Below are 25,891 nucleotides of genomic sequence, written 5' to 3' on the forward strand. Positions count from 1 at the left end.
AAGTGGTCCGTCGGCCGGGAGCCCGGCCGACGTCCCGAGAGGGCCCATGGGTACAGGGCGGTACCGCCCCGGCCCGAGGCCGTCGCTACCTGAACAGACGGTCGCCGCTGGTGGCCATGCGGTGGGTGGAACCGTGGCGGTTCACCCAGTCACGGACGAGCTTGATGGCGTTGGCGCACTTCCAGTTGTCGTCGTACTCGCGCACTCCGGTGAAGGCCCCGTAGCCCGCGATGATGCCGTCCACGCGCGCATCGCCCAGCAGTTTGTCGACGTACCACGGGTCGTTGTAGGTGGTCGTCCAGGACAGCGTGGCCGCGAGCCGGCCGGCGGCACGGTCCTTGGCGCCCTTCTTCAGTTCCGCGCACGTGTTGTAGCTCGCTTCCGTGCAGTTGCCGAACCCCTTGCCGATGTCGCTGTCGCCGTAGTCCATCGCCCGGTGACCGACCAGGAGCCCGGAACCGAACCGGCTGTAGGCGCTTTGGATTTGATCGCGGGACCCGGTCGTCGTGATGCCTTCCAGTGCGCCGAGCTTGCCTTCCAGGCTCTGCCAGCCCCTGCCGCCGACGTCCGGGGTGTTGCCGCCGTGGTACTCGTAGAAGCCGTACAGCACTTGGATCCCGGCGGCCGTCAGCCTCTGTGCCTTGTCGCGCAGTCCGGCGACGCTGCACCCGCGGTTCGGTGCTTCTCCGCAGTAGTTCGGGTCCTTGATGTCCAGCCGGACCAGCCCCAGCCGACGCCCCGCCTTGGCGTGGGAGACGATGCGGTCGATCATGTGCGCGATGGCGTAGATCGCCTGACGGTGGTCGGCTGCTGCCGCCGGGGTCGTACCGATCGTGGTGACACCGATGCATGTCGGTGTCCTGATCGCTCGGACCACCCGAGCCTGCGGGGGGGGATGCGCCCCGGGCGCCACGGAGTCCGGTCACTTCGGGACACGGAAACGCGAAAGCGGGCCTTGACCAGGGGAGATGGAGGCCTCCTGGAACGCCGGAACGGAACGCTCCGGACCACCGTCCTTGAATCTCCCCCAGGGGGAGCTCCTACCGTGCCCGGGAGCGCGGACGGCCCGGCGGGCCGACTGCGCGGACCGAGTGAACGAGGAGAAGCCCATGACGGCATTCGTGCTGGTGTCGGAGATCTGCACCGGCGGCTGGATCTGGCGGGAAACGGCCGCCCGGCTGCGGGAGTCGGGGGCCGAGGTGCACCCGGCCACGCTCACGGGCATGGGCGACCGCCGTCATCTGGCCCGTCCCGACACGGACTTGGAGACGCACATCGAGGATGTGGTGCAGCTGATCGACCACACGGAGGCGCCGGATCTGGTGCTGGTCGGCCACGGCTACGGCATCCACCCGGTGCTCGGCGCCGCCGAGCGGCGCCCGGAGCGGGTCACCCGGATCGTGTACCTGGACGCGGGGATGCCGCAGGACGGCGTACCGGCCGTCCACCTCGTGCCCGACCAGGCGATCCGTGACGCGCTGCCGGCCCGGCCGGCCGGGGACGACCGGCCGGTGTCGCCGCCGTCGCACGACGCCTGGCAGCGGTGGGGCGGCATCGCGGACGTGCCCGAGGCCGCGCTGGCGCGCCTGACCCGCCTGGCCGCGCCGCAGCCGGTGCGCACGCTCACCCAGCCGCTCCGGCTGTCGGGGACCGCCGCCGGGCTGCCGACGACCGGCGTCCTGTGCACCGCCAACGGGGCGAGCATCGCCATGGTCGAGACGCAGGTGAGGCTCGGGGACCCTAAGTTCCGCGCGCTCCTCGACCGCCGGGTGGGCTTCCTCGAACTCGGCACCGGGCACTGGCCGATGCTGTCGGCCCCCGGCGAACTGGCCGGCACACTCCTGCGGGCCGCCGCAGGAGAGGGACACCGGCTGGCCGCGACGACGCCCGAACAGCCCGGACACCTCAGGCCGTTCCTCATGGACCTGCCCGAACGGCCCCGGGAGCGCACAGGCCGCGTCGATCTCCACCTGCCGGATGCGGAACACACCCGTCCGGCCGTGGTGTTCGTCCACGGCGGCCCGGTTCCCGAACACGTACGGCCGACACCGCGCGACTGGCCGCTCTACGTCGGCTACGGCCGGTACGCGGCGCAACTGGGGGCGGTCGGCGCCGTGGTGGACCACCGGCTGCACGACATCACCGACTACGCGCGCGCCGCCGAGGACGTCGCCGCAGCGGTGGACCTTGTGCGGGCCGATCCGCGCGTCGACGCGGACCGCGTCGCGCTGTGGTTCTTCTCCGGCGGCGCCCTGCTGTCGGCGCAGTGGCTCGCCGCGCCCCCGCCGTGGCTGCGGTGCGTGGCGACGACCTATCCCCTGCTCGCCCCGCCGTCGGGCTGGGGGCTCACGGACTCCCGCTTCCACCCCGCGGCCGAGGTGCGCAACGCCGGACGGCTTCCCATCGTGCTGACCCGGGTGGGGCTGGAGAACGCGGAGTTCACGGCGAAGGTGGAGGAGTTCCTGACCGCCGCCGGGGACTGCGGGGCCGACGTCGAGGTGGTCGACGTGCCGGACGGCCACCACGGTTTCGAGATAACCGACCACACCGAACAGTCACGGCACGCGGTGGAACACGCGATGCGCTCGGTGCTGGGGCACCTGGGGGACTGAGGCCGGAGAGAAATCGCGTGCTCGCGGCCCCGGGCGACCAGTACGTTGACGGAATGGACTCCGTGCAGGTGAGGCCGCTGCAGGAGAGCGATCTCCCTGCCGCAGAACGTGCCTCGGCAGTGACGTTCCTCGCAGCGGACCGGCTCGCCCGGAGGGCCTGCGAACCGGAGGCGGAGCCCCGTTCGGCATCGGGGTCGCAGCAGTGGATCGACCGGATGCGGTACTTCCTGACCGTGGATCCGGGAGGCTGCTGGGCGGCCGTGGACGAGGCCGTGGACGGGGGCGCGGTCGTCGGGTTCGCGGTCTCGCAGAATCGCGGCCGCCTCTGGTACCTGGCGACCTACGGCGTACTGCCCGGCCGCCAGGGCAAGGGCATCGGCAAACGGCTGATGGACGCCGTCCTGGCGCACGCGGAGGGCCGCCGGGGCCTGTTCTCCTCGACCGTCCACCCCGCGGCGACCCGCCGGTACCGGCTGGCGGGTTTCTCGCTGCTCCCGCAGATGCGCATGGTCGGCACGGTCGACCGCACCTCACTGCCCGCGGTGACGGGACTGCGGGACGGGCGGGCCGACGACCTGGAGTGGATGGACCGGCTCGACGAGAACCTCCGGGGAGCCGGTCACGGCCCCGATCACCGCTACATGCTCGGCACCTTGCGGCTGGTGGTCTCCCGGGCCGGGGACAGGCCCGGGTACGTCTACCTCGACGACCGGGGACGTGCGCTGCTCCTGGCCGCCGCGCACCCGGACACCGCGCAACGGCTGTTGTGGGAGGCCCTGGCCTCGTCGCGGGGAGACACCCTCGTCAACTGCATCACCACGGCCAACGAGTGGGCCGTCGACGTCGGCCTGGCCGCCCGTCTCGACATCGGCCAGGAGGGCTATCTCGCGGTCCGCGGGATGACGGATCCGGCGCCGTACCTCGCCAGCGGGCACTTCCTCTGACCCGGGCCCCTCCCCTCCTCACCGGTGCCTGCGCGAGCCCTGCTCCTGGCGGGGCGGGGTCTGGCCCGTGGTGGGGAAGGTCGGCTTGGGCAGGGAGGCGACCTCCTGCTGCGCTTCCGCCAGCTGTTCCCGGGTGTTGGCCGGCAGGCGGGGCGGCTTCCGGGCGGGAGTGGCGAAGCCGAAGGCGGAGGTGAGGTCGCCGAACGTGCGGCGCCGCCAGGCGCTGATGTTGGTCTCGCGCACCTCCCTGCCGTGGGCCGCCGTCCAGCTTTCCAGGAAGCGCAGGCACGAGGTGTGGTCGAAGGCCTCCTGGGCGACCCAACCTCCCACCGTCCAGGGCGAGATGATCAGGCAGGGCACCCGGAAGCCGCCGCCGACCGGCCGGCCCGAGACGAACTCGTCCTTGGTGCCCTCCAGGGGCACGGGCGGGGGGACGTGGTCGAAGAGGCCGTCGTTCTCGTCGTAGTTGAGGATGAAGACGGTCTTGTTCCAGACCTCCGGGTTGCCGGCGATGACCTCGAGCTTCTGCGCGACGTAGTCGGCGCCCGCCGCCGGCAGGGAGTCGGGGTGCTCCGACTCGGCGGTGGAGGGGATGAGCCAGGAGACGGCGGGGAGGCGGTCGTTGCGGACGTCGTCCTCGAAGGCGCCCTCGGGCAGCCTGCGCATGCCGCGCTCGTACAGGGGGTCGCCGGGCTGTGCCTCCCGGAACCGCTTGAAGCCGTTCAGCACGTTGTAGGAGCCGTTGTCCTGGCCCTGGTAGACCTGCCAGCTGATGCCGGCGTCCTGCAGGCGCTCGGCGTAGGTGGTCCACTGGTAGAAGGTGGGCGGGTAGTCGTTCGTGATGACGGGACCGCCGCGGGTTCCGCCGGGGTCGATCGTCCCCGACATCCAGTGCAGACGGTTCGGCCAGGTGGGGCCCAGGACCGAGCAGAAGTAGTTGTCGCAGACGGTGAACGCCTCGGCCAGGGCGAACTGGAAGGGGATGTCCTCGCGGGTGTGATAGCCCATCACATACGGCGCGTCCGCGCCGTCCGCGTGCCGGTGCGCGGGCATCCACCGGTCCATCCGGCCACCGTTCCACGCCTCGTGCTGCACGTCCCAGGCGTGGCTGGTGGACGGGATGGACTGGGCGTTGGACTTGTGCGTGTCGAGGCGGAAGGGCAGCAGGTACCCCTCGGGGTTCACGCTGTCCGGCTGGTGGAAGACGTTGCGGCCGTTCGACAGCCTGAGCGCGTGGGGGTCGTCGAAGCCGCGCACTCCCTTGAGCGTGCCGAAGTAGTGGTCGAACGACCTGTTCTCCTGCATCAGCAGAACCACGTGTCTGACGTCCCTGAGCGATCCGCCCTCGGCAGGGCCCGCCGCCACCGCCCGCTGCACGCTCCCCGGCAGTGCGGAGAACGATGCCCCGCCGAGGGCGGCAGCCGCTGCGCCGGTCAGGATTCTGCGCCGACTGATACCCGTCATCCGTCCTCCGCCACAGCCGCCTCCGCCTGCCGCGCGGGCGATCGCACCCGGCGATCGCCCAGCGGTGACGACGAGACTGCTGCATCAGCGGCGCCTCATGGGACATCAGAGCGCAATAATCACCTTTCCGGACGAGTGGTTCGTCTCGCCTTGACGCCGGAGCACCGTCCCGGATCCGGACGTCTCAGATCTGGGCCCTGCCGCCGTCGACGAACAGTTCGATGCCGGTGACGAAGCTGGAGTCGTCCGACGCCAGGAAGAGCGCCGCCTTGGCGACCTCCTCCGGCTCTCCTGCGCGCCCCAGCGGAATACCGGCCACCAGCTGCGCGATGGCATCTTGCGGCTGCGCCGCGAGCATGGGCGTCTCGACGGGCCCGGGGCTGAGGACGTTGGAGCGGATCCGGCGGTCCTTGAGCTCCGCCGTCCACACGCGCACGAAATCGCGGACGGCCGCCTTGCTGGCACCGTAGACCGAGTGCGTGGGCGTTCCCTTGCTGCCTGCGACGGAGCCCGTGAGGATGACGGAGGCGCCGTCGTTCAGGAGCGGCAGGGCCTTCTGCACCGTGAAGAGCGCCCCTTTCACATTGACGCCGAAGATCTTGTCGAAGTGCTCTTCGGTGACGTCTTCCAAGAGGGCGGGGTCGCCGACACCGGCATTGGCGAAGACGACGTCGATGCGCCCCTTGGCCTTCACCGCCTCGTACAGCCGGTCGAGATCGGCCGGTTCGGCGACGTCGCCCCGAACCCCGGTGGCATTGCTGCCGATTTCCTTCACGGCCTCGTCGAGTTCCTTCTGCCGACGGCCCATGACGAAGACGCGGGCCCCCTCTTCGGCGAAGAGTTTCGCCGTGGCCAGGCCGATTCCCGACGTGCCGCCGGTGACGACTGCGGTTTTTCCCTGCAGCTTTCCCATGCGTCTGCTCCCGATGGTCGCGAACACTCGACGGGAAAAATATCAAGGCCGGACGAGCACCTTCAGGGCCGTGCGGTCGGCCATCGCCCGGTAGCCGTCCGGCACTTCCTCCAGGCCGACCGTGCGGTCGAAGACGCGGCCGGGCTCGATCGCGCCGTCGAGGACGTCGGGCAGCAGTTCCTCGATGTAGGCACGGGCCGGCGCGACGCCGCCGGTGAGGGTGACGTTACGGCGGAACATCTCGGGCCCGACGGGTCCTTCCTCGTACTGCGGTACGCCGACCCGGCTCACCACTCCCCCGTCGCGCACGACGCCGAGCGCCGTCTCCAGGGCCGTTTCGGTGCCGACGCACTCCAGCACCGCCCGCGTGCCCTCGCCGCCGGTCAGCTCGCGCACCCGCTCCACGCCCTCCTCGCCGCGCTCGGGGACCACGTCGGTGGCGCCGAAGTCGCGCCCGAGGTCGGTGCGGGACGGGTGACGGCCCATCAGCAGGATCCGCTCCGCGCCGAGCCGCCGGGCGGCCAGCACCGCCGACAGTCCGACCGCGCCGTCGCCGATCACCGTCACCGCCGTACGCGGCCCGGCCCGGGCCGTCAGCGCGCAGTGGTGACCGGTGCAGAACACGTCGGACAGGGTGAGCAGGGACGGGAGCAGCGGGGAGTCCTCGCCGACGGGGAGCTTCACCAGGGTCCCCTGCGCCCACGGCACCCGCACGGCCTCGCCCTGACCTCCGTCCACGCCGTTCTGCGCCCAGAACCCGCCGCGCGGACAGGACGTGTGCAGGCCTTCGGCGCAGTAGGCGCAGGTGTTGTCCGCGTAGGCGAACGGCGCGACCACGACATCCCCGGGCTCCGGCCCGGCCACGTCCGCACCGGTCTCCTGCACGACACCGAGGAACTCGTGGCCGATGCGCTCGCCCTGCTCCGTGGCCGGTCTCGCCCCGTAGGGCCACAGGTCGCTCCCGCAGATGCACGTGCGCAGCACACGCACCACGGCGTCGGTGGGCTCCTGTACGCGGGGGTCGGGCACGTCCTCGACGCGCACGTCCCCGGCCCCGTAGATCAGTGTTGCTCGCATGGGAATCGTCCGTTCGCATCGTCGCGTCGTCGCACCTCGTCACGGGCGGAGACAGCTGCGTCATGCGCGTTTTTCTTCCGGTTCTTCCAGCGTTGCCAGCCGCGCGCGGCTCTGCAAGGCGAGACCGGTTCCGGTGGGTGACGGGCGAGCACCGCCTGTCACCGATACGCACCGCCTCCGGAATTCGCCATTTCCATGACGGTCCGTCAACTTTGCGGAACACCACGGACATCGGAAACCCCAGACCCTATCCTTCCTCCACCGTCTACCTGACGCTTTCGTACACGCGTGGGGAGAGCCATGGGGGAAAGACTCTACGGCCAGGACGCGGTGCTCGACGGACTGATCCCCCGGCTGGTGGGCCTGGAACGCACCGGCGGCGGCCGCGTCCCCTTCGAGGACCGCGACCGGGCACCGATCGTGCAGATCTGCGGCGGGCTGGGCAGCGGGAAAAGCGCCCTGCTCAACGCGCTGTACGAGGGCTACCACGACCGCGTGCCCCTTGCACGGATCGATCTGGCCGCACCCGGATTCGAGGAGGGCGAGTCAGCGGACAGCCCGAACTCCTCACCGGTCACGAACGTTCTCTACCTGCTGTCCTACAAGCTCGGACTGAGGCTGCGCGGCGTCCGCCGGCCGCCGCGCTTTCCCCGGCTCTCCGTCGGCCTGCTGGTGGTCACCGCCTGGGAACCCGAAGGTACCCTCCCGGACCGGCTCAGGGAGGCGGAACGCAGCCTTCAGGAAATCGTCGCGACAGGCGACACCGACCGCAGGAAACGCAGGGAATCCCTGCAGAAGTGGCTGGACGCCCTCATCCCGCTCCTCACCAACGTCATTGCCCTGCCCGCTCCCCTGGACGAGATATTCCCCACCGTCCTGACCACGGCCCGCGATCTCCTGCTGGCCCCGCGCCCGGACAAGGGTGCGCTGCACTGGTGGGGCGAGCAACTGGCCCTGGCCCAGGGCGACAGCCTGCAGAAGCTGTTCTCCCTCGTGCACGATTTCCGCAGAAGGGACGACAGTCGCCGGAAGGCCGAGGAGCATCTGATCGCGGCGCTCCTGGCCGACATCGACGACGACTACGGGCGGCTGCACCGCGCCAACCGCACCCCGCTCCCGCTGATCCTGCTCGACAACGTCCACAGCCCTGCCGCGGCCGGCTTCTTCGACCAACTCGTCAGCGCCTACGACAGCTTGGGACGCATCGGCCACCCGGTCACACGCCCGGTCGTCGTGGCGACGTCGCTCGGCGACCCCAGGCCCCTCACCCAACTGTCCGAGGTCCGGACCCCGGTCGACCCCGGCCGCCACAGACCTTCGTCCAACCGGGTCGCCTACCCGCCACTGCTGCGGCTGGGGCTGCCGCCGGTCCGGCGGGACGAGATCATGGGCATGCTCAGCCCGCTCGACTACCCCGCAGGCCTTCCGCTCCTCCTCGAACGGCTCAGCGGCGGCCGGCCGCGCAGCGCCCGGCTCCTGGCCGACACGGCCCGAGAGCTCCCCGCGACCGGCGAGCGCCTCGGCCTCGCCGACTTCCTCGCGCTCTTCCACGACGGATCACCGTCGGGCCTCATCTGCAGCGCGCTCGAACAGCTGCTTCCCGAGGCCGGGTTGCGGGCGCGCCTGCCCCTGCTGTCGGCCGCCCTGGACGACAGCGCCGCGCGGCGCCTCGCAGCCGCGTTCCCGTGCGAGGAGAACACCCTCGGGGACAGCCCCCGGGAGCACGTGCACGAGGCCAGGCGCCATCTGGACGCCTCCCGCTGGAACCTGCACCCCTGGCCCGCGGTCCACGGGATGAGCCCCTTCGTCGCCGATCGCGCCTTGCGTGCGCTACTGCTGATGCGGCTGCGTCTTGAGGGACCGGAGGAACGCTGGTACCAGATGCACCGCCGACTCCGGTCGGGCTACACGCCGGGAAACGGCGGAGCCGAGGCCGGCGGGCAGGAACTGCCCTACCTGCACCATTCACTGGCGCTGGGCGAGGTGGACCTGGTCGTGCGCGTCCTGCACGAGCGCTTCGGCCGGGACGGGTGCACCGCCTGGCTCTCCGCCGTGAACGTCGTCTGCGCCGCACCGGTTCCGCCCGACGGGGCCGTCCGGGTCTACGACACCCTGGTGCGGCCGGTCGACTACGGCGGGTGCACCACATGCGCGGACCCGGCCGCCATCCCGGTGCACTGGGCGGTCAACAAGCTGGTGCAGGCACTCTGGCGGCAGTCCGATCCGCTGGCGGTTCCCGTCGACGGGCACATCCAGAAGGTCAGGACGGCGCTGCTGACGCTGTACGAACACGTCGAGGACGACGATGCGCTCTACCGGGCCTGCCTGGAGTGGCCGAAGCGGCTGGACGAGGGCGTCCAAGCCCCTGACCTACCGATTGGGGGAGGGATCGGCGCATGAAGATACTCAGTGGTGCAGGCCCGGTGACCAAGGCCGTGATACTGGCAGTCGTCCTGGTCCTGGCCGGCCTCGGCGGCTGGGCCGGGTGGACGCTCCTGCAGCCCGACCCCTCGTGCGGCCAGGGGGTGGAGAAGCGCGGGCCCCGCCAGGAGTGCACCGGAGTGACCGACGGCGCCTACCCGTTCACACCGCTCCTCACCGAGGTGTCACAGCGGGTCAAGGAGGAGAACGACCGGGTCGTCGGGGAGAAGGACACCCCCTACGTCACGGTCGCCCTGATGATTTCGCTGATCGGGGACAACGAGGTCGAGCAGCGGCGGATCCTGGGAGAGGTCCAGGGCGCCTATCTCGCCCAGTACCGGGCCAACCACCTCTCCAGCGGCGAGAAACCGGCCATCCGGCTGGTGCTCGCCAACCCGGGGCGGGACGGCGCCCAGTGGCGTCCGGTGACCGACCAGCTGGGCGAGATGGCCCACAGTACGAAGGACAACCTGCGCGCCGTCACCGGCTTCGACAACAGCACCAGCCCGTTCCGGGACGCCATCGCGCACCTCACCAGGGATCTCGGCATACCGGTGGTCGGCGGGACCATCACCGCCGACAGCATCGCCAACAGCCCGCGGAATCCCAAGGCCTACCCCGGTCTGGTGCGGATCGGCGCGACCAACCGTGAAGAGGCCGCCGCGATCGCCAACTTCGACAAGGACCACGGGGTCAAGCCCGCGGACTCCCTCCTGGTGGAGGACCAGCGGCAGGGCGACAACTACATCGACACCCTCAAGGAAGCCTTCGCGGAACGCACCAAAGGGTCGCCGTACCAGAGCGAGTTGTTCAGCGCGGGCAACAGCCTTCCCATGGACTTCAACAGGATGGTGCTGCGCATCTGCGAGACGGACGCCAAGGTGATCTATTTCGCCGGGCGTTACCAGCAGCTGGGCGTCTTCCTCCAGGAACTCGGCAAGCGGGCCTGCCGGAAGAAGGACGGCAAGGAGACCTCCTACACCGTGGTCACCGGGGACGCCGCCAACACGCTCGCCTCACAGCTCGCCGCGGATCCCGGCTTCGACTGGTCCGTCTTCTCCCACGGCATCACGCTCAAGTACGCCTCGCTCGCCCACCCCGACATGTGGGGCGACCCGCCCACCGGCGAGATGTCACGGACGTTCCAGGAGCTGAGCAGCCTGATGACCACGGCGACGAAGGGCTCCGGGGGCAAGCAGTCCGTCGGCCCCATCAGCCCGCGCAGCTGGTACGACCTGCACGACTCCCGGACGATGATGATCCACGACTCCGTGTGGACCGCGGTCTCCGGCATCCGCAGGAACACCGGCAAGGACAACCCGCTGCCCAGCCTGCAGGACGTCACCGAGGCCTGGTACCGGATGCACGGCAAGAGCGGCAAGGTGGAGGGGGCCAGCGGCTGGATCTGCCTGGACAACTACGGCAACCCCTACGACAAGGGCGTCGCCATCGTCGAACTCGACCCGCGCACCAAGAGCATCGCCTTCGACGGTCTCGCCTGGCCGACGGGCCGGCCCCCGTCCGAGGACTGCGCGGCCCCGAACGGGGGCTGACGGCAAGTGCCTCCCCTGCCGTCACCCCGGCCGGGCTGCCGACTACCGGCTCAGCCGACGAAGTCCTGCGCCCACCAGTAGGTGCCGTTCGCGTCGATCACGAGCCCGACGCCGGTGTACGCGTAGTCGCCCAGCATGATCTTGCGGTGCTCCTCGTGGCCGATCCACGCCTTCACGACGGACTGGGCGTCCGTCCAGAAGCCGCGGGCGCCGGCGGCGTTCTCGCCGGTCGCGCCCGGCTGGTGGGAGAAGCCGTACTGCTTGAGCCGGGCGTTGAGGGTACCGTCGAAGGTCCAGTGGCCCTGCTGCTGACGGCGGGCCTCCTCGTTGGCCTCGTCCTGAGCTATGTGCTCCACGGCGGGGTCGTAGGTGAGCGCCGCCTTGCCGTTCTGCGCGCGGTAGTCGTTGACCAGTTGGAGTACCTGCTTCTTGAGCTCGTCGGCCGACGGACGGCCGTTACCGCTCCCGTTACCGTTCCCGGTGGGGAAGTCCCATCGCTGGGCCTGCGAGTAGTTGCAGGTGTAGATCTGCAACCGGGTGCCGTCGGCCGTGTTGCCGCCGGGGACGTCCAGGCACTTGTTGGACTGGGGGTTGAGCAGGACGCCGCCCTCGGCACGGACCCACGTCTGGGCGCCGGTGCCGTTGCAGTCCCACAGCTGGACGGGCGTGTGGTCGGCGGTGCCGCTGGAGGCGACGTCCAGGCACTTGCCCAGCGCGACGAGCGGCGAGCCGGCCCGGCCGGGCTCGTAGGAGAAGGTCCACTTCTGGGAGTCGGTGCCGTTGCAGCCGTAGAGCTGCACCGGGGTGCCGTTGCTCGTCGCGCCGGAGCGGACGTCGAGGCACTTGCCGCCGATCCCGGTGACCGGGCCCGTCGAATCCGCCGCCTGCGCCGTCGCCGGCACGGCGGTGACGGCTGCCGCGGCCAGCGCCAGGGCACCCCATATGTGCGACTTCTTCAGCTGTCTCTTCATGACGCCCGTCCTCTTCGTCGTTCGCGGATCGCGCCCGGGCAGTGGTGCCCGGGCTCGTCGGAGGACGCTAGGGGCGGGGCTTCAACAACGGGTCAACACTCCGCGGCGGGCCCGACGGCCGCCGCGCTCGCCGCAGCACGGGGTGTCGGTCCACGGCAAGGGAGCGGGCAGGTCGTAGCAACCGAAGGACGCCACGGACACCGCGGTGACCCCCGGGCCCTGCAGCCCCTCGTCGACCACCGACAGCCAGGCGCCGCGGTGCGGGGTGAAGCACGAGTTGTCGAGGAAGAAACCGGTGAGGAAGCACAGTCGACGAAGACGTCCACCAAAACACGGCCGAGTCACCCACTGTGACGAATTCCGCCAGGCTGTGTTACTGATCTTCTTGTCTCAACTGCCCTCGCCCGCAACGCTGCTTCAGTGCCGGGCCGCTGGACCCGGCATCCACACATGATGTGCGAAGGAAGGGCGGCTGGAGTGAGGAATCTCCTCGGCAGGGGCGCGGTGGTGGTCGCACTGGTCGCGGCACTGGGAGGTCAGCTCGGTGGCGGCGTGGCTTCTGCTGACGGGCCCGTCGGTGGGCACGGTGCGAACGCCCGGAGTTGCGGACGGAGCGACTGCGGGATGCCGGCCGCGCTCAAGTCGGCCCGGGTCTACGCCGGCCAGGCCACGCTCAACCCCATCACCCTCCAACTGGAGAATCTGAACGCCAGGGTCACCGATGCCGGCACCGGTCAGCCGTTGGTCGGCATGCCGGTCAAGTTCTACTCCGCCAGCGGCAGGTCGCTCGGTACCGCCATCACCAACGGTCAGGGCAACGCGATCGCCAACAGCCCGCTGAGCATCGCTCCGTCGACGGTCCAGGCCCTCGCCGGTGGCGGCTACTACGCGGACCTGCAGGGCAACGGCACGTACGGCGGCGCCCAAGCCCATGGTCCGATCGAATTGGGCACGGTCTGACGCCTCTCCGTTCCGCACGTCCCCACGCCTCCCTCCCCCCCACACACGTCCGAAACCGACCCACGCACTTTCCCCTCCCCCATTGATGAGCGGACGCATCGCCGCTTGCATGGCTCTGCCCGGAATTGTTCCGGCTGTCGGAATGTTCCGCCCGGCGTCTCGCGGAACGGGCAAGGACGCGTTGCAGGTCGATGATCTGACGGTCTCCGACGATGCGGTGACCATCGGCGCGTGGACACCCGAATCGCTGGTCAAGCTGTGGCAGTTCGCGCCGGACGGCTCGCGCAAGGTCCGGGTCTCGTGCAACCGCGGTGAGCAGTTCGCGCCCGCCGCGGCGGGTGGCAGGCAGGTGGTGTGGATCGACGCCACCACCGGCTCCACCGACCTCGTGACCCGCACCCGCCCGGCCGGCACCTGCGGCTGACGTCCGGGAACGTACACGGCCGCCGGGGTCCGGGCGGGCGGATCCCGGCGGTTCCGGAACTCCTCCGCGGTACCGGAGGGTTCGGGCGCGAGCCGGCCGGTCGCCCGTCACGGGTTGGGCGTCACCTCGAAGCCCGCGCCGTAGATGTTGTGCGCGGGGTCGGCGGCCTCGCGGGCGCGCAGGTCGGCGAGGATGTTCGCCGAGCTGGTGTAGTTGAAGGGCGGCAGCTGGAGGGTGATGCCCTTGGTGATGCCGGCCCAGGGGCCCACGGCCTGGAAGTTGTTGGCCTGGGACGGGAGGTCGGTGCCCGGGACGTGCTGGATGACCGGGCCGCCCGAGTCGCCCTTCTGGTTGTAGGCCGGGGCCCGGTAGATGCCGTTGGTGTTGCTCATGACGGTGCCGTACCAGACGCCCGTCTGGCCCGAGGTGATGATCTCGTTGTTGCCGGTCGTGAGCAGCCGCTCGTTGTCGAGCGCGGGATTCAGCGCGTTCGGACTGACGGGCCCCTGGGGGGACTTCGCCTCGCCGGTCTGCTTCAGGTACGGGCCCTGGGAGGAGAGCGTCACCTGCGGCAGCAGCTCGATGACCATGTAGTCCTTGGTGACGTGTCCGGTCTGCGAGCCCTCGGGGTCCTTGAAGTAGCGTACGTAGCCGATCGGGCCGTAGCCGATGTCCTGCCGGTGGTAGACGGGGGCGACGTTCTCCGGGATCTCGCGGTCCGCGTACTTCTTGGTCGGATCGCCCAGGCAGTGGCCCGCGGTGATGGCTATGTTGCGCTGGTGGTCGTCCGTTCCCACGGCGCCGAGGGTGCAGAAGAGGTCGGGCGCGTTCGGGCCGAAGGCGATCTGCATGCCGTTGTAGATGCGTTTGCCGGGATCGGCCTGGCCGGTGCGTGCGTCGGCCTGCGCGGTGCCCGCGCCTGCGGCTGCGGTGAAGGCCAGGGCCAGGGCGAGGCCGCACAATCTCTTGATCACGTGTGATTCCCTTCTGCCGGGGCGAGAGGCCCGCGGGATGGCAGGGCGGAGGAAGGCCGGGCAGCTCGTGTCGCACGGGGGCCGCCTGCCTGTTGATCACCAACTCACACCATCACCGGGTGTTTTGTCTAGACCAACCGGGAGTAACGCCCTGCCCGGGATGCCGGGATGCCGACCCCGGCCGGCCGGGGTCACACTGGCCTTGCCCCCTTCGCCCGCCCCGGAACTCCGAGCACCAGATGAGCAGCAGCCGTCCCGCCGGCACCCCGGCTCCCCCGCCGGACGGTCCCCGCAACGGACCGCCCGTCTCCGGCCAGGAGTTCGACGTGCTCTTCGACGCGGTCCGGACGTGGGGCCGCTGGGCGGACGCCGGCCGGGGCGCCTGGAACCGGGTGACCGCGGAGCGGGTCCGGGAGGCCGCCGCGCTGGTGCGGTCGGGGACCGTGGTGGCGCTGGGGCGGCCGTGGGACACCGTGCCGGGGCCGGACAACGCCAAGCCCGCCCTGCACTTCATGTCCGACCTCGGTGACGTCGAGGCTCCCGAGCCCTCCGCCCACAAGGACTTCATCGGCGCCGACTACCACGGCAAGGCCGTCAGTCATCTGGACGCGCCGGCCCATATCGCCTACCGCGGGCGGCTGTACGGGGGCGGGGCGGCGCGGGAACTCGTCGGTGCCGGGGGTGCCCGCTTCGGGGATGTCGCGGCGCTCGGACCCCTGGTGGCCCGAGGCGTGTTGCTCGATCTGCCGGCCGTCCTGGGGGCGGCGTGGCTGGAGCCCGGCCAGGCGGTGCACGCCGCGGACGTCGTCGCGGCGGAGGAGGCGCTCGGGGTGACGGTCGACGAGGGCGACGCGGTGCTGTTGCGGGTCGGCCGGTTCCGCCGTCGCCGGGAGCTGGGCGCCTGGGATCCCGGCGAGGCGTGCGCGGGCTTCCACGTGGACGCGGTGCCGCTGCTGGCGGAGCGGGGCGTCGCGCTGCTCGGCAGCGACGGCGACAGCGATGTACGGCCTTCGCCGGTCGAGGGCGTGCATTCCCCGGTGCATGCCCTCGCCCTCACCGCGATGGGCGTCCCGCTGCTGGACAACCTCGACCTGGAAGCGCTCTCCGCGGCCTGCGCCGGGGCGGGCCGTCACGCGTTCCTGCTGGTCGTGGCCCCGCTGAACATCCCCGGCGGCACGGGCTCGCCCGTCGCCCCGGTCGCGGTGCTGTGAGGCGGCGGCACGGTCGCCCACCGGTCACCGCCCGGCACGATCGGTGACCGATGCTGCTATATGGACAAAGTTCTAAAATGGAATATCACTGCAACTGCTCCGACGCACGAGCGGCCATCGCCGCACGTGCGGATGAGGACGGATGAGGGAAGTGATCCGGATGGGGCTCGTGGCAGACGACCTCGGCCCGGCACTCGCCCGTGAGCAGTTCCTTCTCGACGGGACGGCCGGGAAGGGCGTGCGCAGCCTGATCCTCAGCTCCTGGGAGCGCAGCCGCTCGCTGGGACTTTCGCCGGACGGCTGCGAGCTTCCCTACACACAGGACCTCGACCTGGACGGCCGTCTCGTCCTCGCGGCCGGGCCCGTGATGGACCGGCTGCAGGCCAGGTTCGCGGGCACGAAGATGAACGTGTCCCTGGCCGACGGGCGCGGCGCGGTGCTCCAACGCCGCTTCGGCGACCCGTCGTTGGTCATGCGCCTGGATCCGATCCAGAGCGTCCCGGGCTTCGTGTTCGCCGAGAAGTACGGCGGGACCAACGGCATCGGGCTGGCCCTGGCGGAGCGGCGGCTGATCAACGTCTACGGCGCCGAGCACTTCGCCGAACGCTCGCAGTCCAACGCCTGTTCGGCGATTCCCATCCGGGACCCGCTCAGCGGGCGCATCGAAGGGGTGCTGTGCTTCGGCTACCCGCGCGCCGACGCGGATGTGGAACTGGACGTCGTGATCAGCAGGGCGGCCGAGGCCATCGAACGGCGGCTGCTGGAACAGAGTTCGGCACGCGAACGCGCCCTGCTGCAGGCGTACCTCGACGTCAGCCGCAGCGTGCCGGCCGACGAGAAGCGGCCGGGCGGGCTCGTCACCAGCGGGCTGGACTGGCGTGACCGGCTGGTCCTGGAGGAGAAGGCCACCGAGCTGATCTCCTCGGCGCAGCGGGCCGCCGTCGAGGTGCCGCTGCCCAGCGGGCGGCGGGTCACGCTGATGAGCCGGCCGGTGATCAGCTCCTCCGGGGTGGAGGGCGTGGTCGTCGAGGCGGTGCTCCCCGCGGAGCACCAGCGCCTCGCCGTCACCGCCGAATCTGCCATGCCGCCCGGCCTCGTGACGCAGGAGGCGCTGACCGATGCCGTCCCGCTGCCCGGACGTCGGCCCGGCCCGGCCCCCGTCCCCGGCACACCTGCCTCCCCCGGACGGCCGGCCGACGCGCTCGTGATGGTCGGCGAGCCCGGGGTCGGACGGTTCGCCGTGGCGGCCCGGCGGCGCCTGGAGCTGCTGTCGGAGGCCAGCACCCGCATCGGCACCACCCTGGACGTGACCCGCACCGCCGAGGAGCTGGCCGAGATGGCCGTGCCGCGCCTGGCCGACTACGTCACCATCGACCTTCCCGAGGCCGTCCTGCGCGGCGACGAGCCGACCGATCCCGCCAAGGACCTGCACCGGACGGTCGTCCACGGCATCCGCGACGACTGCCCCTTCTACCCCGTCGGCGAACGGGTCCACCTCCAGCCGACCACCCCGCAGCTGCGCTGCCTGGCCGGCGGACGGACCGTCCTGGAACCCGACCTGCGCACCGCCCTGGGCTGGATCTCCCAGAACCGGGTGAACGCCCAGCGCATCCTGGCCCACAACGTCCACTCCCTCATCACCGTTCCGCTCCTGGCCCGCGGCAACGTCCTCGGCATCGCGAGCTTCTACCGCTCACGCGACCCCTCCCCCTTCGGCGACGACGACCGTTCGCTCGCGCAGGAGCTCGCCGCGCGCGCCGCCATCTGCATCGACAACGCGCGCCGCTACACCCGCGAGCACAGCATGGTGCTGGCCCTGCAGCGCAGCCTGCTGCCGCAGGGCTTCCCCGAGCAGAACGCCGTCGAGATCGCGCACCGCTACATGCCCGCCGAGTCCGGCGTGGGCGGCGACTGGTTCGACGTCATCCCCCTCTCCGGCACCCGCGTCGCCCTCGTGGTCGGCGATGTCGTCGGCCACGGGCTGCACGCGGCGGCGACCATGGGCCGGCTGCGCACCGCGGCGCGCAACTTCGCCGAGCTGGACCTGCCGCCGGACGAGGTCCTCACCCACCTCGACAACCTCGTGGGCCGCCTCGACCGGGAGGAGTGCGGCGACGACCCCTTCTCCGGCATCACCGGGATCATCGGCGCCACCTGCCTGTACGTCATCTACGACCCGACCTCGCAGCTGTGCACCATGGCCCGGGCCGGGCACTGCCCGCCCGCCCTGGTCCGCCCCGACGGCACGGTCGTCTTCCCCGACCTGCCGGCCGGGCCGCCCCTGGGGCTGGGCGGTCTGCCCTTCGAGACGGCCGAGTTCGCCCTCCCCGAGGGCAGCCAGCTGGTCCTCTACACCGACGGTCTCGTCGAGGACCGCGACCGCGACTTCGACGCGGCCATGGAGGAGCTGCGCCGGGCCCTGGCCCGGCCCAACCGCCCGCCCGAGGAGACCTGCCAGGCGGTCGTGGCGGCCGTGGTGCCCGAGCACCCCTCCGACGACATCGCGCTGCTCGTCGCCCGCACCCACGCCCTGGACCCGCACCGCATCGCCACCTGGGACCTGCCCGCCGACCCGGCGCTGGTCTCCTCCGTCCGCGCCGCCGTCACACAGCGGCTGGCCGAGTGGGGGCTGGAGGAGATCGGCTTCTCCATCGAACTGCTGCTCAGCGAGCTGGTCACCAACGCCATCCGGTACGGCACCGGCCCCATCCAGGTGCGGCTGCTCTACGACCGCACCCTGACCTGCGAGGTCGCCGACGGCAGCAGCACCGCCCCGCACCTGCGGCACGCCGCCATCACCGACGAGGGCGGCCGCGGCCTGTTCCTCGTCGCACAGCTCTGCCAGGCCTGGGGCACCCGCTACACCGCCGGCGGCAAGGTCATCTGGGCCGAGTGCCCGCTGGAGATGTCCGCCGGCGGGCCCGGGGCCGTCGAGATCGACTTCGACGACATCCCGGCGATCTGACGGCCCGTCCGGCGCGGGGAGATCTCACGGACGATCAGTGGGCGGCGCTGGAGCCGTTGTTGCCAAGGGGCGTGAAGGCAGGTCGGCCGGCTGTCCGGTCTCGGCGGCGGCTCATCGTCGGCATACGGTTCCGGGTCCGGACCGGTGTTCCGTGGCGGGATGTACCCGTCGAGTACGGGCCGTGGGGCCGGATCCACGACCTGTTCCGCCGGTGGCAACGGGATGGCACCTGACACCGGGTCCTCACCCGGCTCCAGTCCCCGGCCGACGCGAAGGGCGCGATCACGTGGGACCTTGACGTCGACTCCACGGTATGCCGTGCCCATCAGCATGCGGCCGGGGCCCGGAAGCGGGGTTCGTGTGCCCCGCATCGGGCCGGGCCGGCCACGCGTTCGTCCCGATCTGTGCGGGCCGACAAGGCGTACGCCTCCCGCAGAATCCGCGCCTACTTGTGCCGACGTGGCATTCGATGCACCATCCCGGACAAGGCCGACCAGGCCCGCAACCGCAAGAGACTCGGCGCTCGCGGCGGCCGGCCGCCCACGTTCGACGCCGAGGGCTGCACGGCTCGGCACGCGGTCGAATGTGGCACCAATCGCCTCAAAAGGCATCGCGCCGTGGCCACGAGATACGACAAGCTCGCGGTCCGCTATGAGGCGACCGTCCTCGTCGCGGCCATCAACGAGTGGCTGTGACCACACACGCGCACCGCCTTCTCGTTAACCCGTTGCCCAGGAGCCGATCGGCCAGCTAGGTTCACCCAGCCGCCTGCATCGGTGCAGGCCGGCGCTGTCGACGAGGAGGTGTGGAGCACATGCGCAGGAGTGCCCAGGAGTTGAGCTCGCGTACTGACCTTTGCCACCTCCTCACGACGGAGACACCTTGTCCCTTCGCATCACCCCACTGACCGACCCCGCCCGCGGGCCGCACGGCCGGCGTCTTGCCTGGCTGGCGTCGGACGCGGATTCCATCCCTGCCGGGACGGCCTTTCTGCGCCTGTTCGATGGCGGACAAGTGCACCTGGCCGAGCTCGACCTCCGTGTCCATCCCGCGGAGCGCCGCAAGGGCGTCGGCTCTCGGCTCCTCGACACCGCCGTGGCCACCGCCCGGGACAACGCCCGACGCTGCGTTGTCGCACAGGCAGAAGCCGGGTCGCCCGGCGACCACTTCCTGGCGGCGCGCGGTTTCCGGAAGGTCCTCACCTTGAGGTTCACCCGCTTGCCACTGGCTGACGTGGATACCGCCGTCCTCACCGAGATCATCGAGCGTCCGCATCCCGGCTACCGGCTGATGTCATGGCAGGGAACCGTCCCCGACGACCTCGCCCGGACGTTCGCCGCCTCACGCCGCGCCATGGACGACATGCCCATGGACGACAGCGACTACGGCACCGTGACCTGGGACGTGGACCGCGTGCGGGCCGCGGCGAAGGCCGTCGAACAGCGCGGCGAGCACCTGCACACCGTCGTCGCCATCGACGCCTCCAACGGCTCGATCGCCGGGTTCACCGAACTCGTCATCCCCGGCAACGGCACAGGCGACGGCCAGCACTACGGCACCGGTGTGCTGCCCGAGCACCGTGGAAACGGCCTCGGCCGATGGATGAAGGCCGAGTCGATCCGACAGGCCCATAGGGACTATCCGGACCTCGGTGGCCTTCTGACCGACACCGCCGACAGCAACACGCACATGAGACAGATCAACGACGGTCTCGGCTACACACCCACGCACACGACACACCAGCATCAGCTCGACCTCTAGCGGAGAGCGGACGGGCCGGACCGGGGCATCACCCCGCCCGGCCTGTCCGACGGGTCAGTGCGGGCCCCGCGGCGTCTGGTGCTGGGGGAGGTAGCTGGGGGGGGCGTCGCGGGGTCCGTGCTGACCCGTCGGACAGGCCCTAGCATGACGGGCATGGCAGGCATGACGGACATGCGGCGTTCGGAGCCTCTCGTCCGTATCCGCGGCCTCGGCAAGCGGTTCGGCGGCACCCTCGCCCTGGACGCGGTCGACCTCGACGTCCGCTCCGGCAGCATCCTGGCCCTGCTCGGCCCCAACGGCGCCGGAAAGTCCACCCTCATCAAGGTGCTCGCGGGCGTCCACCACGCCGACGAGGGCACGGTGACCGTCGCCGGGCACCCGCTCGGCACCGAGGCGGCCTCGCGCGCCATGTCCTTCATCCACCAGGACCTGGGCCTGGTGGAATGGATGACGGTCGCCGAGAACATCGCCCTGGGCGCCGGCTACCCGCGCCGCGGCGGCCTCGTCTCCTGGCGGCGGACCCGCCGGCAGTGCGCGCAAGCCCTCGTCATCGTCGCCGCGCACCTGGATCCGGACACGCCGGTCGCCGAACTGACCCGGGCCGAACGCTCCCTGGTGGCCATCGCCCGCGCCCTGTGCACCGAGGCCGAACTTCTCGTCCTGGACGAGCCGACCGCCAGCCTCCCGGCCGCGGACTGCACCCGCCTCTTCGCCGTCCTGCACACCCTGCGCGACCACGGCCACGCCGTCGTCTTCGTCACCCACCGCATCGACGAAGTGCACCGGGTGGCCGACACCTTCGCGGTCCTGCGCGACGGCCGCCTCGTCGGCCACGGCCCGCTCGCCGGCTACCCCGCGACCCGGCTGGTGCACGACATCGTGGGCCACGAACCGGCCCCCCACCGCACCACCGCCCCCGCCGCGGGTCCGGCCGTCCTGAGCCTCGACGGCGTACGGACCGAGGACACCGGCCCGGTCCGGCTGCGGCTGCACGCCGGCGAGATCCTGGGCCTGGTGGGCCTCACCGGCGCCGGGCACACCTCCCTCGGCCGCGCCCTCGCCGGCTGCCGGCCGCTCCTCGACGGCAAGGCCCTGCTCGCGGGGCGGCCGTACCGGCCGCACACGGTCACGGCCGCGGTCGCCGCCGGCACCGGATTCGTCAGCAGCAACCGGCAGGACGAGGGCTGCGCCGACGGGCTGACCGTGCGGGAGAACCTCCTGCCCAACCCCGGGGCGGGCGGCCCGCCGGGCCTGCACTGGATCGGCCCCGGGCGCGAACGGGCCCGCGCCGCGGCCCTGATCGAGCAGTTCGCGGTGCACCCCCGCGACAGCGAGGCGCCGATCGCCACCCTGTCCGGGGGCAACCAGCAGAAGGTCATGATCGGCCGGTGGCTCCGGACGGGCCGGCGCCTGCTGATCCTGGAGGAGCCGACCGCGGGTGTGGACGTCGGCGCCAAGGCGGCGCTCTACCGGCTGCTGCAGGACGCCCTCGACCGGGGCCTCGCCGTGCTGCTCGTCTCCAGCGACTTCGAGGAGGTGGCCACCGTGTGCCACAGGGCCCTGGTGTTCGTCCGCGGAAGCGTGACGGCCGAGTTGAGCGGCGCCGGCCTCACCGCAGCCGCGCTCACCCGCGCCGCCTCCGCCATGACCCCGCTCACCGGGGCACTCTGATGTCCCCTCTGCGCCCGCCCCGTTCCCCGCTGGGCCGCCGCTTCGGCCATCTCGTCGGCGCCTACGGCCTCGCGGCCCTCACCGCCCTGCTCTTCCTCGCCTTCTCCCTCGCCCTGCCGGACACCTTCCCCACGCTCGACAACATCTCCGCCATCCTGTCCAACAACTCCGTCCCCGCCTTCCTCGCGCTCGGCGCGACACTCCCCATCGCCACCGGCAAGTTCGACCTGTCCATCGGCTACGGACTCGGCCTGGCGCACGTCGCGACGATGCAACTCGTCGTCGCCGAAGGCTGGTTGTGGCCCATGGCCTGCGTCGTCGTCCTGCTCGGCGGGGCAGCGGCTGGCGCCGTCAACGGCCTCGTCGTCGAATACGCGCGGATCGACTCCTTCATCGCCACCCTCGGCACCGGCAGCGTCATGTACGCCTTCACCGGCTGGATCACCGACGGGGCCCGCATCGTCCCCGGCCCGCACGGCCTGCCGGCCGCCTTCACCGACCTGTACGACTCCCGGTTCCTCGGCCTGCCCGTCCCCGCCTTCTACGTCCTCGCCCTCACCGCCGTGCTGTGGGTGCTCCTGGAACGGCTGCCCCTGGGCCGGTACTTGTACGTCATCGGCGCCAACCCCCGCACCGCCGACCTGGTCGGCATCCCCTCCCGGCGCTACGTCGTCTGCGCGTTCGCCGGATCGGGCCTGGTCGTCGGCATCGCCGGAGTGCTGCTCGCCGCCCAGCAGCAGATCGGCAACCCGAGCGTCGGCATGGACTACCTGCTGCCCGCCTTCGTCGGCGCCCTGCTCGGCTCCACCGCGATCCGGCCCGGACGGGCCAACGCCCCCGGCACCCTCGTCGCCGTCACCGTCCTCGCCGTCGGCCTCGCCGGAATCGGCCAGCTCGGCGCCCAGTTCTGGGTCACTCCGCTGTTCAACGGCAGCACGCTGCTGATCGCCGTCGGCCTGGCCGGCTACGCCGCCCGCCGGCAGCTGCACCGGCGACGGGCCGAGCCGCGCAGGGCCTCCCCGTGAGAACCGCCCTGACGGCCCTGGCCGCAGGGGCGGTTGCGGCCGTGCTCCTCACCGGCTGCGAGCGCGGTTCGTCGTCCCGTACGACGAGCGCCCCTGAAGGACCGACGAGGACCGGCTGCCCGGCCGCCCTCGCGAAGGCCGAAGCAGCCGTCCGGCAGGCCGAGTCGAGCGAGGCCAGGTGGAACGGGCCGACCAGCGGGCCGACGGCCGTGCCCGGCAAGACGATCGTCTACGTCGCGCAGACCATGACCAACCCCGGCGTCGCCGGAACGGCGAAAGGCGTGCAGGAAGCAGCACGGGCCATCGGCTGGAGCGTCAGCGTGATCGACGGCCAGGGCACCCCCGTCGGCCTCCAGCAGGCCTTCAGCCAGGCCGTCACCCTGCGGCCCTCGGGCATCGTCATCGGCGGCTTCGACCCCCGGCTGACCTCCCAGCAGGTCGCGCAGGCCGACGCCGGGCACATCCCGCTCGTCGGCTGGCACGCGGTCGACTCCCCCGGGCCCAGCAAGGACCCCGCGCTCTTCACCAACGTCACCACCAAGGTCGACGACGTCGCCACCATCAGCGCCGACTGGGTCGTCGCCCACTCCCACGGCACCGCCGGAGTCGTCGTCTTCACCGACGCCTCGATCCCCTTCGCCCACCACAAGTCCGAGCTGATCCGCAAGGAACTGGCCGCCTGCAGCGGAGTCCGGCTTCTCGCGCAGGAGAACATCCCCCTGCCGGACACCAGCAGCCGCACCCCGCAGGCGGTCTCCGCGCTCCTCGCACGCTTCTGGAACACCTGGACCCACTCCGTCGCCATCAACGACGTCTACTTCGCCGACGCCGCCCCGGCCCTGCGGGCGGAGCGCAGGAAGGGCTCCGGAGCCCCCTTCAACATCGGTGCGGGCGACGGCGATCCCTCCGCCTTCGAGCGCATCAACAACCGCCAGTTCCAGGCGGCCACCGTCCCCGAGCCGCTCTCCGCACAGGGGTGGCAGATCGTCGACGAGCTCAACCGCGCCTTCTCCGGCCGCCCGGCCAGCGGATACGTCGCCCCCGTCCACATCGCCACGGCCGCCGACACCGGCGGCGCCACGGCCTGGGACCCGCCCGGGTACCGCACGGCGTACCGGACGATCTGGGGCAGGTGAGGCGCGGCGGGCGGGGCGTACCCATACGGCCGTCCCACCGCTGGCAGCCATGATCGGTTCCGAGGATCCTGGAGCGTGCGTGGGGTTCGGCACCGAGGATCGGGAGCGGGCACGTGAAGGCACCGGGTGCAGGGCTCGCTGCCGTGCTGCGCTGGTTCCTGCGCCACCTGCAGATCGTGCCCCTGCTCCTGCTGGTCGGCGGGGTCGTCCTCGACCTCAGCACGCCGCCGCACTTCAGCGCGGAGGCCTTCTACACGGCCGCCCCGATGACGGCCGCGGCGCTGCTGTCGCTGCGCGCGACGGTCCTGGCGGGCATCGGCGCCTGCGTCGCCGACTTCGCGGTGCTCACTCACTTCGGCTTCGCGGCGGGTTCGGGCGGGCGGAGCGAGCTGGCGGCCGTGGCGACCGTCTCGGCCTTCGCCGTCGTCGTCAACCGGCTCATGCACTACCGGGACGTGCGGCTGCAGTCGGCGCGCGAGATCGCCCTCGCCGTGCAGCGCGCCGTGCTGCCGCACCCGCCGCCCGCCATCGGGTCGCTGACGATCGCCGTGCGCTACCAGTCCGCCGTCCGGGAGGCGCAGATCGGGGGCGATCTGTACGGCGTGCAGGACACCCCGTACGGCGTGCGCTGCCTGGTGGGTGACGTGCGGGGCAAGGGCATGGAGGCGGTCGCGGCGGTGGACGTGGCGCTGGGGGTGTTCCGGGAGGCCGCCGAGGAGGAGCCCGCGCTCGCCGGGATCGCGGAGCGGCTGGAGCGGGGGCTGGTGCGGGAGGCGGAGCGCCGGGCGGGGCTCGAGCGGTCGGAGGGGTTCGTCACGGGCGTTCTCGCCGAGATCGCGCACGCGGGCGACGAGCTGCGGCTGGTCAACCGCGGCCACCCGGCACCGCTGATCCTGCAGCGGAACGGCGAGGTGCACAGCGCGGAGCCGTCCGAGCCGGCCCTCCCCCTGTGCCTGGCGGGGCTGCGGCCCGCCGAGGCCGTGACGACCGACACGGTGCGCTTCCCCGCGGGTGCGACCCTGCTGCTGTACACCGACGGTCTCACCGAGGCCAAGAACCATGCGGGGGTCTTCTACGATCCCGTCGCGGGCCTGGCCGGACGCGTCTTCTCCGGGCCGGACGAGCTGCTCGACGCCCTGCTCGCCGATGTCGGCCACCACACCGGCGGCCGCATCACCGACGACATGGCGCTCCTCGCCATCACCCGGGGCGGCGGCGCCTGAGCGCTCAGCGGTCGACCGGCAGACCGCGCGGCTCCTTGATCCGCTTCATGATGATCTGCGAGTTCACCTCGGTGACGCCGGAGAGCGTGGTGAGGCGCTCGATCCACAGCCGCTCGTAGGCGGTGAGGTCGGCGACGGCGATGCGCAGCAGGCAGCCGGGGCTGCCGAAGAGGCGGTACGCCTCGATGACGTCGGGGATCTCCTGGAGTGCCGCCTCGAAGGTCTCGACCGCCTCCCGGTCGCGCTTGACCTCGACGGAGACGAGGACCTCGAAGCCGCGTCCGACGGCCTCGGGGTTGATGACCGCGCGGTAGCCCTCGATCACTCCGTCCTGTTCGAGCTGGCGGACGCGGCGCAGGCAGGGCGAGGACGTGAGACCGACCCGCTGGGCGAGGTCCTGGATGGTCAGACGTCCGTCGTTCTGGAGCTCGCGCAAGATATTTCTGTCAATCTCGTCCATGGCGCAATTATCCACCCCGCACGCACGGAGACCGCGCCTGAACTGGCAATCCGATTGCGCGCGATTCGTTCTAAGGTTGCTCTCGGCCCGACGTCTGCGAACTGGCGTACGAGGCATCACCCTGGC

20 protein-coding genes and 1 pseudogene are annotated in these 25,891 nt (G+C 71.5%); 14 read left to right on the plus strand and 7 right to left on the minus strand.

The genetic code is table 11. The features are described 5' to 3' along the window. Positions 1 to 85: 85 nt before the first annotated feature. Positions 86 to 877 carry a phospholipase gene (locus ACMATS_RS01165; protein WP_414166510.1) on the minus strand — a complete coding sequence of 264 codons (792 nt, stop codon included), beginning with the start codon at positions 875 to 877 and terminating at the stop codon, positions 86 to 88. Between the two features lie 232 nt (positions 878 to 1,109). On the opposite strand from ACMATS_RS01165, the gene ACMATS_RS01170 reads away from it, so the two are divergent. Together ACMATS_RS01170 and ACMATS_RS01175 are read left to right on the plus strand one after the other, a co-directional pair. Further along, the gene (locus ACMATS_RS01170) at positions 1,110 to 2,612 is read left to right on the plus strand and encodes an alpha/beta hydrolase (protein ID WP_414166511.1); all 1,503 of its coding nucleotides are present in this window, start codon (positions 1,110 to 1,112) and stop codon (positions 2,610 to 2,612) included. A 53-nt stretch (positions 2,613 to 2,665) separates the two neighbouring features. Beyond that, positions 2,666 to 3,556 carry an N-acetyltransferase family protein gene (locus tag ACMATS_RS01175; RefSeq protein WP_414166512.1) on the plus strand — a complete coding sequence of 297 codons (891 nt, stop codon included), beginning with the start codon at positions 2,666 to 2,668 and terminating at the stop codon, positions 3,554 to 3,556. A gap of 18 nt (positions 3,557 to 3,574) precedes the next feature. Here the strand turns inward: ACMATS_RS01175 and ACMATS_RS01180 are convergent, their stop codons facing one another. The 3 genes from ACMATS_RS01180 to ACMATS_RS01190 form a co-directional block, all read right to left on the minus strand. Continuing rightward, positions 3,575 to 5,020: an alkaline phosphatase family protein gene (locus ACMATS_RS01180; RefSeq protein WP_414166513.1), complete on the minus strand. Its 1,446-nt coding sequence runs from the start codon at positions 5,018 to 5,020 to the stop codon at positions 3,575 to 3,577. Positions 5,021 to 5,204: 184 nt separating this feature from the next. After that, positions 5,205 to 5,933: a glucose 1-dehydrogenase gene (locus ACMATS_RS01185; protein ID WP_390780854.1), complete on the minus strand. Its 729-nt coding sequence runs from the start codon at positions 5,931 to 5,933 to the stop codon at positions 5,205 to 5,207. Positions 5,934 to 5,975: 42 nt separating this feature from the next. Next, positions 5,976 to 7,010, minus strand: coding sequence for a zinc-binding dehydrogenase (locus ACMATS_RS01190; RefSeq protein ID WP_391154960.1), 1,035 nt, complete (start codon positions 7,008 to 7,010; stop codon positions 5,976 to 5,978). A gap of 300 nt (positions 7,011 to 7,310) precedes the next feature. On the opposite strand from ACMATS_RS01190, the gene ACMATS_RS01195 reads away from it, so the two are divergent. Together ACMATS_RS01195 and ACMATS_RS01200 are read left to right on the plus strand one after the other, a co-directional pair. Further along, positions 7,311 to 9,410 carry a hypothetical protein gene (locus ACMATS_RS01195; protein ID WP_414166514.1) on the plus strand — a complete coding sequence of 700 codons (2,100 nt, stop codon included), beginning with the start codon at positions 7,311 to 7,313 and terminating at the stop codon, positions 9,408 to 9,410. Then, positions 9,407 to 10,984 (plus strand): ABC transporter substrate-binding protein, encoded by a 1,578-nt coding sequence (locus ACMATS_RS01200; protein ID WP_414166515.1) that lies wholly within the window; start codon positions 9,407 to 9,409, stop codon positions 10,982 to 10,984. The genes ACMATS_RS01195 and ACMATS_RS01200 overlap by 4 nt, the downstream gene beginning before the upstream one ends. Positions 10,985 to 11,034: 50 nt before the next feature. On the opposite strand, the gene ACMATS_RS01205 is transcribed toward ACMATS_RS01200, so the two are convergent. Then, positions 11,035 to 11,955 (minus strand): CAP domain-containing protein, encoded by a 921-nt coding sequence (locus ACMATS_RS01205; protein WP_414166516.1) that lies wholly within the window; start codon positions 11,953 to 11,955, stop codon positions 11,035 to 11,037. 477 nt (positions 11,956 to 12,432) lie between these two features. Between ACMATS_RS01205 and ACMATS_RS01210 the strand changes: the two genes are divergently transcribed. Next, a complete protein-coding gene (locus tag ACMATS_RS01210; RefSeq protein ID WP_414166517.1) occupies positions 12,433 to 12,915 on the plus strand; it encodes a hypothetical protein in 483 nt (160 codons plus the stop codon). A 109-nt stretch (positions 12,916 to 13,024) separates the two neighbouring features. After that, complete coding sequence (locus tag ACMATS_RS01215; protein ID WP_414166518.1) at positions 13,025 to 13,339, plus strand: hypothetical protein; 315 nt, start codon at positions 13,025 to 13,027, stop codon at positions 13,337 to 13,339. Between the two features lie 107 nt (positions 13,340 to 13,446). Here the strand turns inward: ACMATS_RS01215 and ACMATS_RS01220 are convergent, their stop codons facing one another. Beyond that, positions 13,447 to 14,313, minus strand: coding sequence for a trypsin-like serine protease (locus ACMATS_RS01220; RefSeq protein WP_391154956.1), 867 nt, complete (start codon positions 14,311 to 14,313; stop codon positions 13,447 to 13,449). 239 nt (positions 14,314 to 14,552) lie between these two features. On the opposite strand from ACMATS_RS01220, the gene ACMATS_RS01225 reads away from it, so the two are divergent. The 8 genes and pseudogenes from ACMATS_RS01225 (at position 14,553) to ACMATS_RS01260 (ending at position 25,305) form a co-directional block, all read left to right on the plus strand. Beyond that, positions 14,553 to 15,524, plus strand: coding sequence for a cyclase family protein (locus ACMATS_RS01225; protein WP_414166519.1), 972 nt, complete (start codon positions 14,553 to 14,555; stop codon positions 15,522 to 15,524). A 160-nt stretch (positions 15,525 to 15,684) separates the two neighbouring features. After that, positions 15,685 to 18,489, plus strand: coding sequence for a SpoIIE family protein phosphatase (locus tag ACMATS_RS01230; RefSeq protein WP_414166520.1), 2,805 nt, complete (start codon positions 15,685 to 15,687; stop codon positions 18,487 to 18,489). Further along, positions 18,486 to 19,184: pseudogene (locus ACMATS_RS01235) on the plus strand (transposase). The gene ACMATS_RS01230 and the pseudogene ACMATS_RS01235 overlap by 4 nt, the downstream one beginning before the upstream one ends. A 187-nt stretch (positions 19,185 to 19,371) precedes the next feature. Beyond that, positions 19,372 to 20,250, plus strand: coding sequence for a GNAT family N-acetyltransferase (locus ACMATS_RS01240; RefSeq protein ID WP_414166521.1), 879 nt, complete (start codon positions 19,372 to 19,374; stop codon positions 20,248 to 20,250). 153 nt (positions 20,251 to 20,403) lie between these two features. Continuing rightward, positions 20,404 to 21,921, plus strand: a complete 1,518-nt coding sequence (locus ACMATS_RS01245; RefSeq protein WP_414166522.1) for a sugar ABC transporter ATP-binding protein — start codon at positions 20,404 to 20,406, stop codon at positions 21,919 to 21,921. After that, positions 21,921 to 22,946: an ABC transporter permease gene (locus ACMATS_RS01250; protein WP_414166523.1), complete on the plus strand. Its 1,026-nt coding sequence runs from the start codon at positions 21,921 to 21,923 to the stop codon at positions 22,944 to 22,946. The genes ACMATS_RS01245 and ACMATS_RS01250 overlap by 1 nt, the downstream gene beginning before the upstream one ends. Beyond that, on the plus strand, positions 22,943 to 24,082 hold the full coding sequence (locus tag ACMATS_RS01255) for a substrate-binding domain-containing protein (RefSeq protein ID WP_414166524.1): 1,140 nt from the start codon (positions 22,943 to 22,945) through the stop codon (positions 24,080 to 24,082). Before ACMATS_RS01250 ends, ACMATS_RS01255 begins: the two co-directional genes overlap by 4 nt. A 113-nt stretch (positions 24,083 to 24,195) precedes the next feature. Continuing rightward, positions 24,196 to 25,305: a PP2C family protein-serine/threonine phosphatase gene (locus ACMATS_RS01260; RefSeq protein WP_414166525.1), complete on the plus strand. Its 1,110-nt coding sequence runs from the start codon at positions 24,196 to 24,198 to the stop codon at positions 25,303 to 25,305. Positions 25,306 to 25,309: 4 nt separating this feature from the next. Here ACMATS_RS01260 and ACMATS_RS01265 read toward each other — a convergent pair whose 3' ends face one another. Further along, positions 25,310 to 25,765, minus strand: a complete 456-nt coding sequence (locus ACMATS_RS01265; protein ID WP_391154948.1) for an Lrp/AsnC family transcriptional regulator — start codon at positions 25,763 to 25,765, stop codon at positions 25,310 to 25,312. Positions 25,766 to 25,891 lie beyond the last annotated feature (126 nt).

This window comes from Streptoverticillium reticulum (assembly GCF_047456005.1).
Classification (GTDB): Bacteria; Actinomycetota; Actinomycetes; order Streptomycetales; family Streptomycetaceae; genus Streptomyces; species Streptomyces reticulum.

Coding starts and splice junctions, on each gene's coding strand:
- ACMATS_RS01170 (WP_414166511.1), top strand. CDS start 1,110: ATGACGGCATTCGTGCTGGTGTCGGAGATCTGCACCGGCGGCTGGATC.
- ACMATS_RS01225 (WP_414166519.1), top strand. CDS start 14,553: ATGAGCAGCAGCCGTCCCGCCGGCACCCCGGCTCCCCCGCCGGACGGT.
- ACMATS_RS01200 (WP_414166515.1), top strand. CDS start 9,407: ATGAAGATACTCAGTGGTGCAGGCCCGGTGACCAAGGCCGTGATACTG.
- ACMATS_RS01195 (WP_414166514.1), top strand. CDS start 7,311: ATGGGGGAAAGACTCTACGGCCAGGACGCGGTGCTCGACGGACTGATC.
- ACMATS_RS01190 (WP_391154960.1), bottom strand. CDS start 7,010: ATGCGAGCAACACTGATCTACGGGGCCGGGGACGTGCGCGTCGAGGAC.
- ACMATS_RS01250 (WP_414166523.1), top strand. CDS start 21,921: ATGTCCCCTCTGCGCCCGCCCCGTTCCCCGCTGGGCCGCCGCTTCGGC.
- ACMATS_RS01230 (WP_414166520.1), top strand. CDS start 15,685: ATGGGGCTCGTGGCAGACGACCTCGGCCCGGCACTCGCCCGTGAGCAG.
- ACMATS_RS01205 (WP_414166516.1), bottom strand. CDS start 11,955: ATGAAGAGACAGCTGAAGAAGTCGCACATATGGGGTGCCCTGGCGCTG.
- ACMATS_RS01180 (WP_414166513.1), bottom strand. CDS start 5,020: ATGACGGGTATCAGTCGGCGCAGAATCCTGACCGGCGCAGCGGCTGCC.
- ACMATS_RS01265 (WP_391154948.1), bottom strand. CDS start 25,765: ATGGACGAGATTGACAGAAATATCTTGCGCGAGCTCCAGAACGACGGA.
- ACMATS_RS01175 (WP_414166512.1), top strand. CDS start 2,666: ATGGACTCCGTGCAGGTGAGGCCGCTGCAGGAGAGCGATCTCCCTGCC.
- ACMATS_RS01215 (WP_414166518.1), top strand. CDS start 13,025: ATGGCTCTGCCCGGAATTGTTCCGGCTGTCGGAATGTTCCGCCCGGCG.
- ACMATS_RS01185 (WP_390780854.1), bottom strand. CDS start 5,933: ATGGGAAAGCTGCAGGGAAAAACCGCAGTCGTCACCGGCGGCACGTCG.
- ACMATS_RS01245 (WP_414166522.1), top strand. CDS start 20,404: ATGGCAGGCATGACGGACATGCGGCGTTCGGAGCCTCTCGTCCGTATC.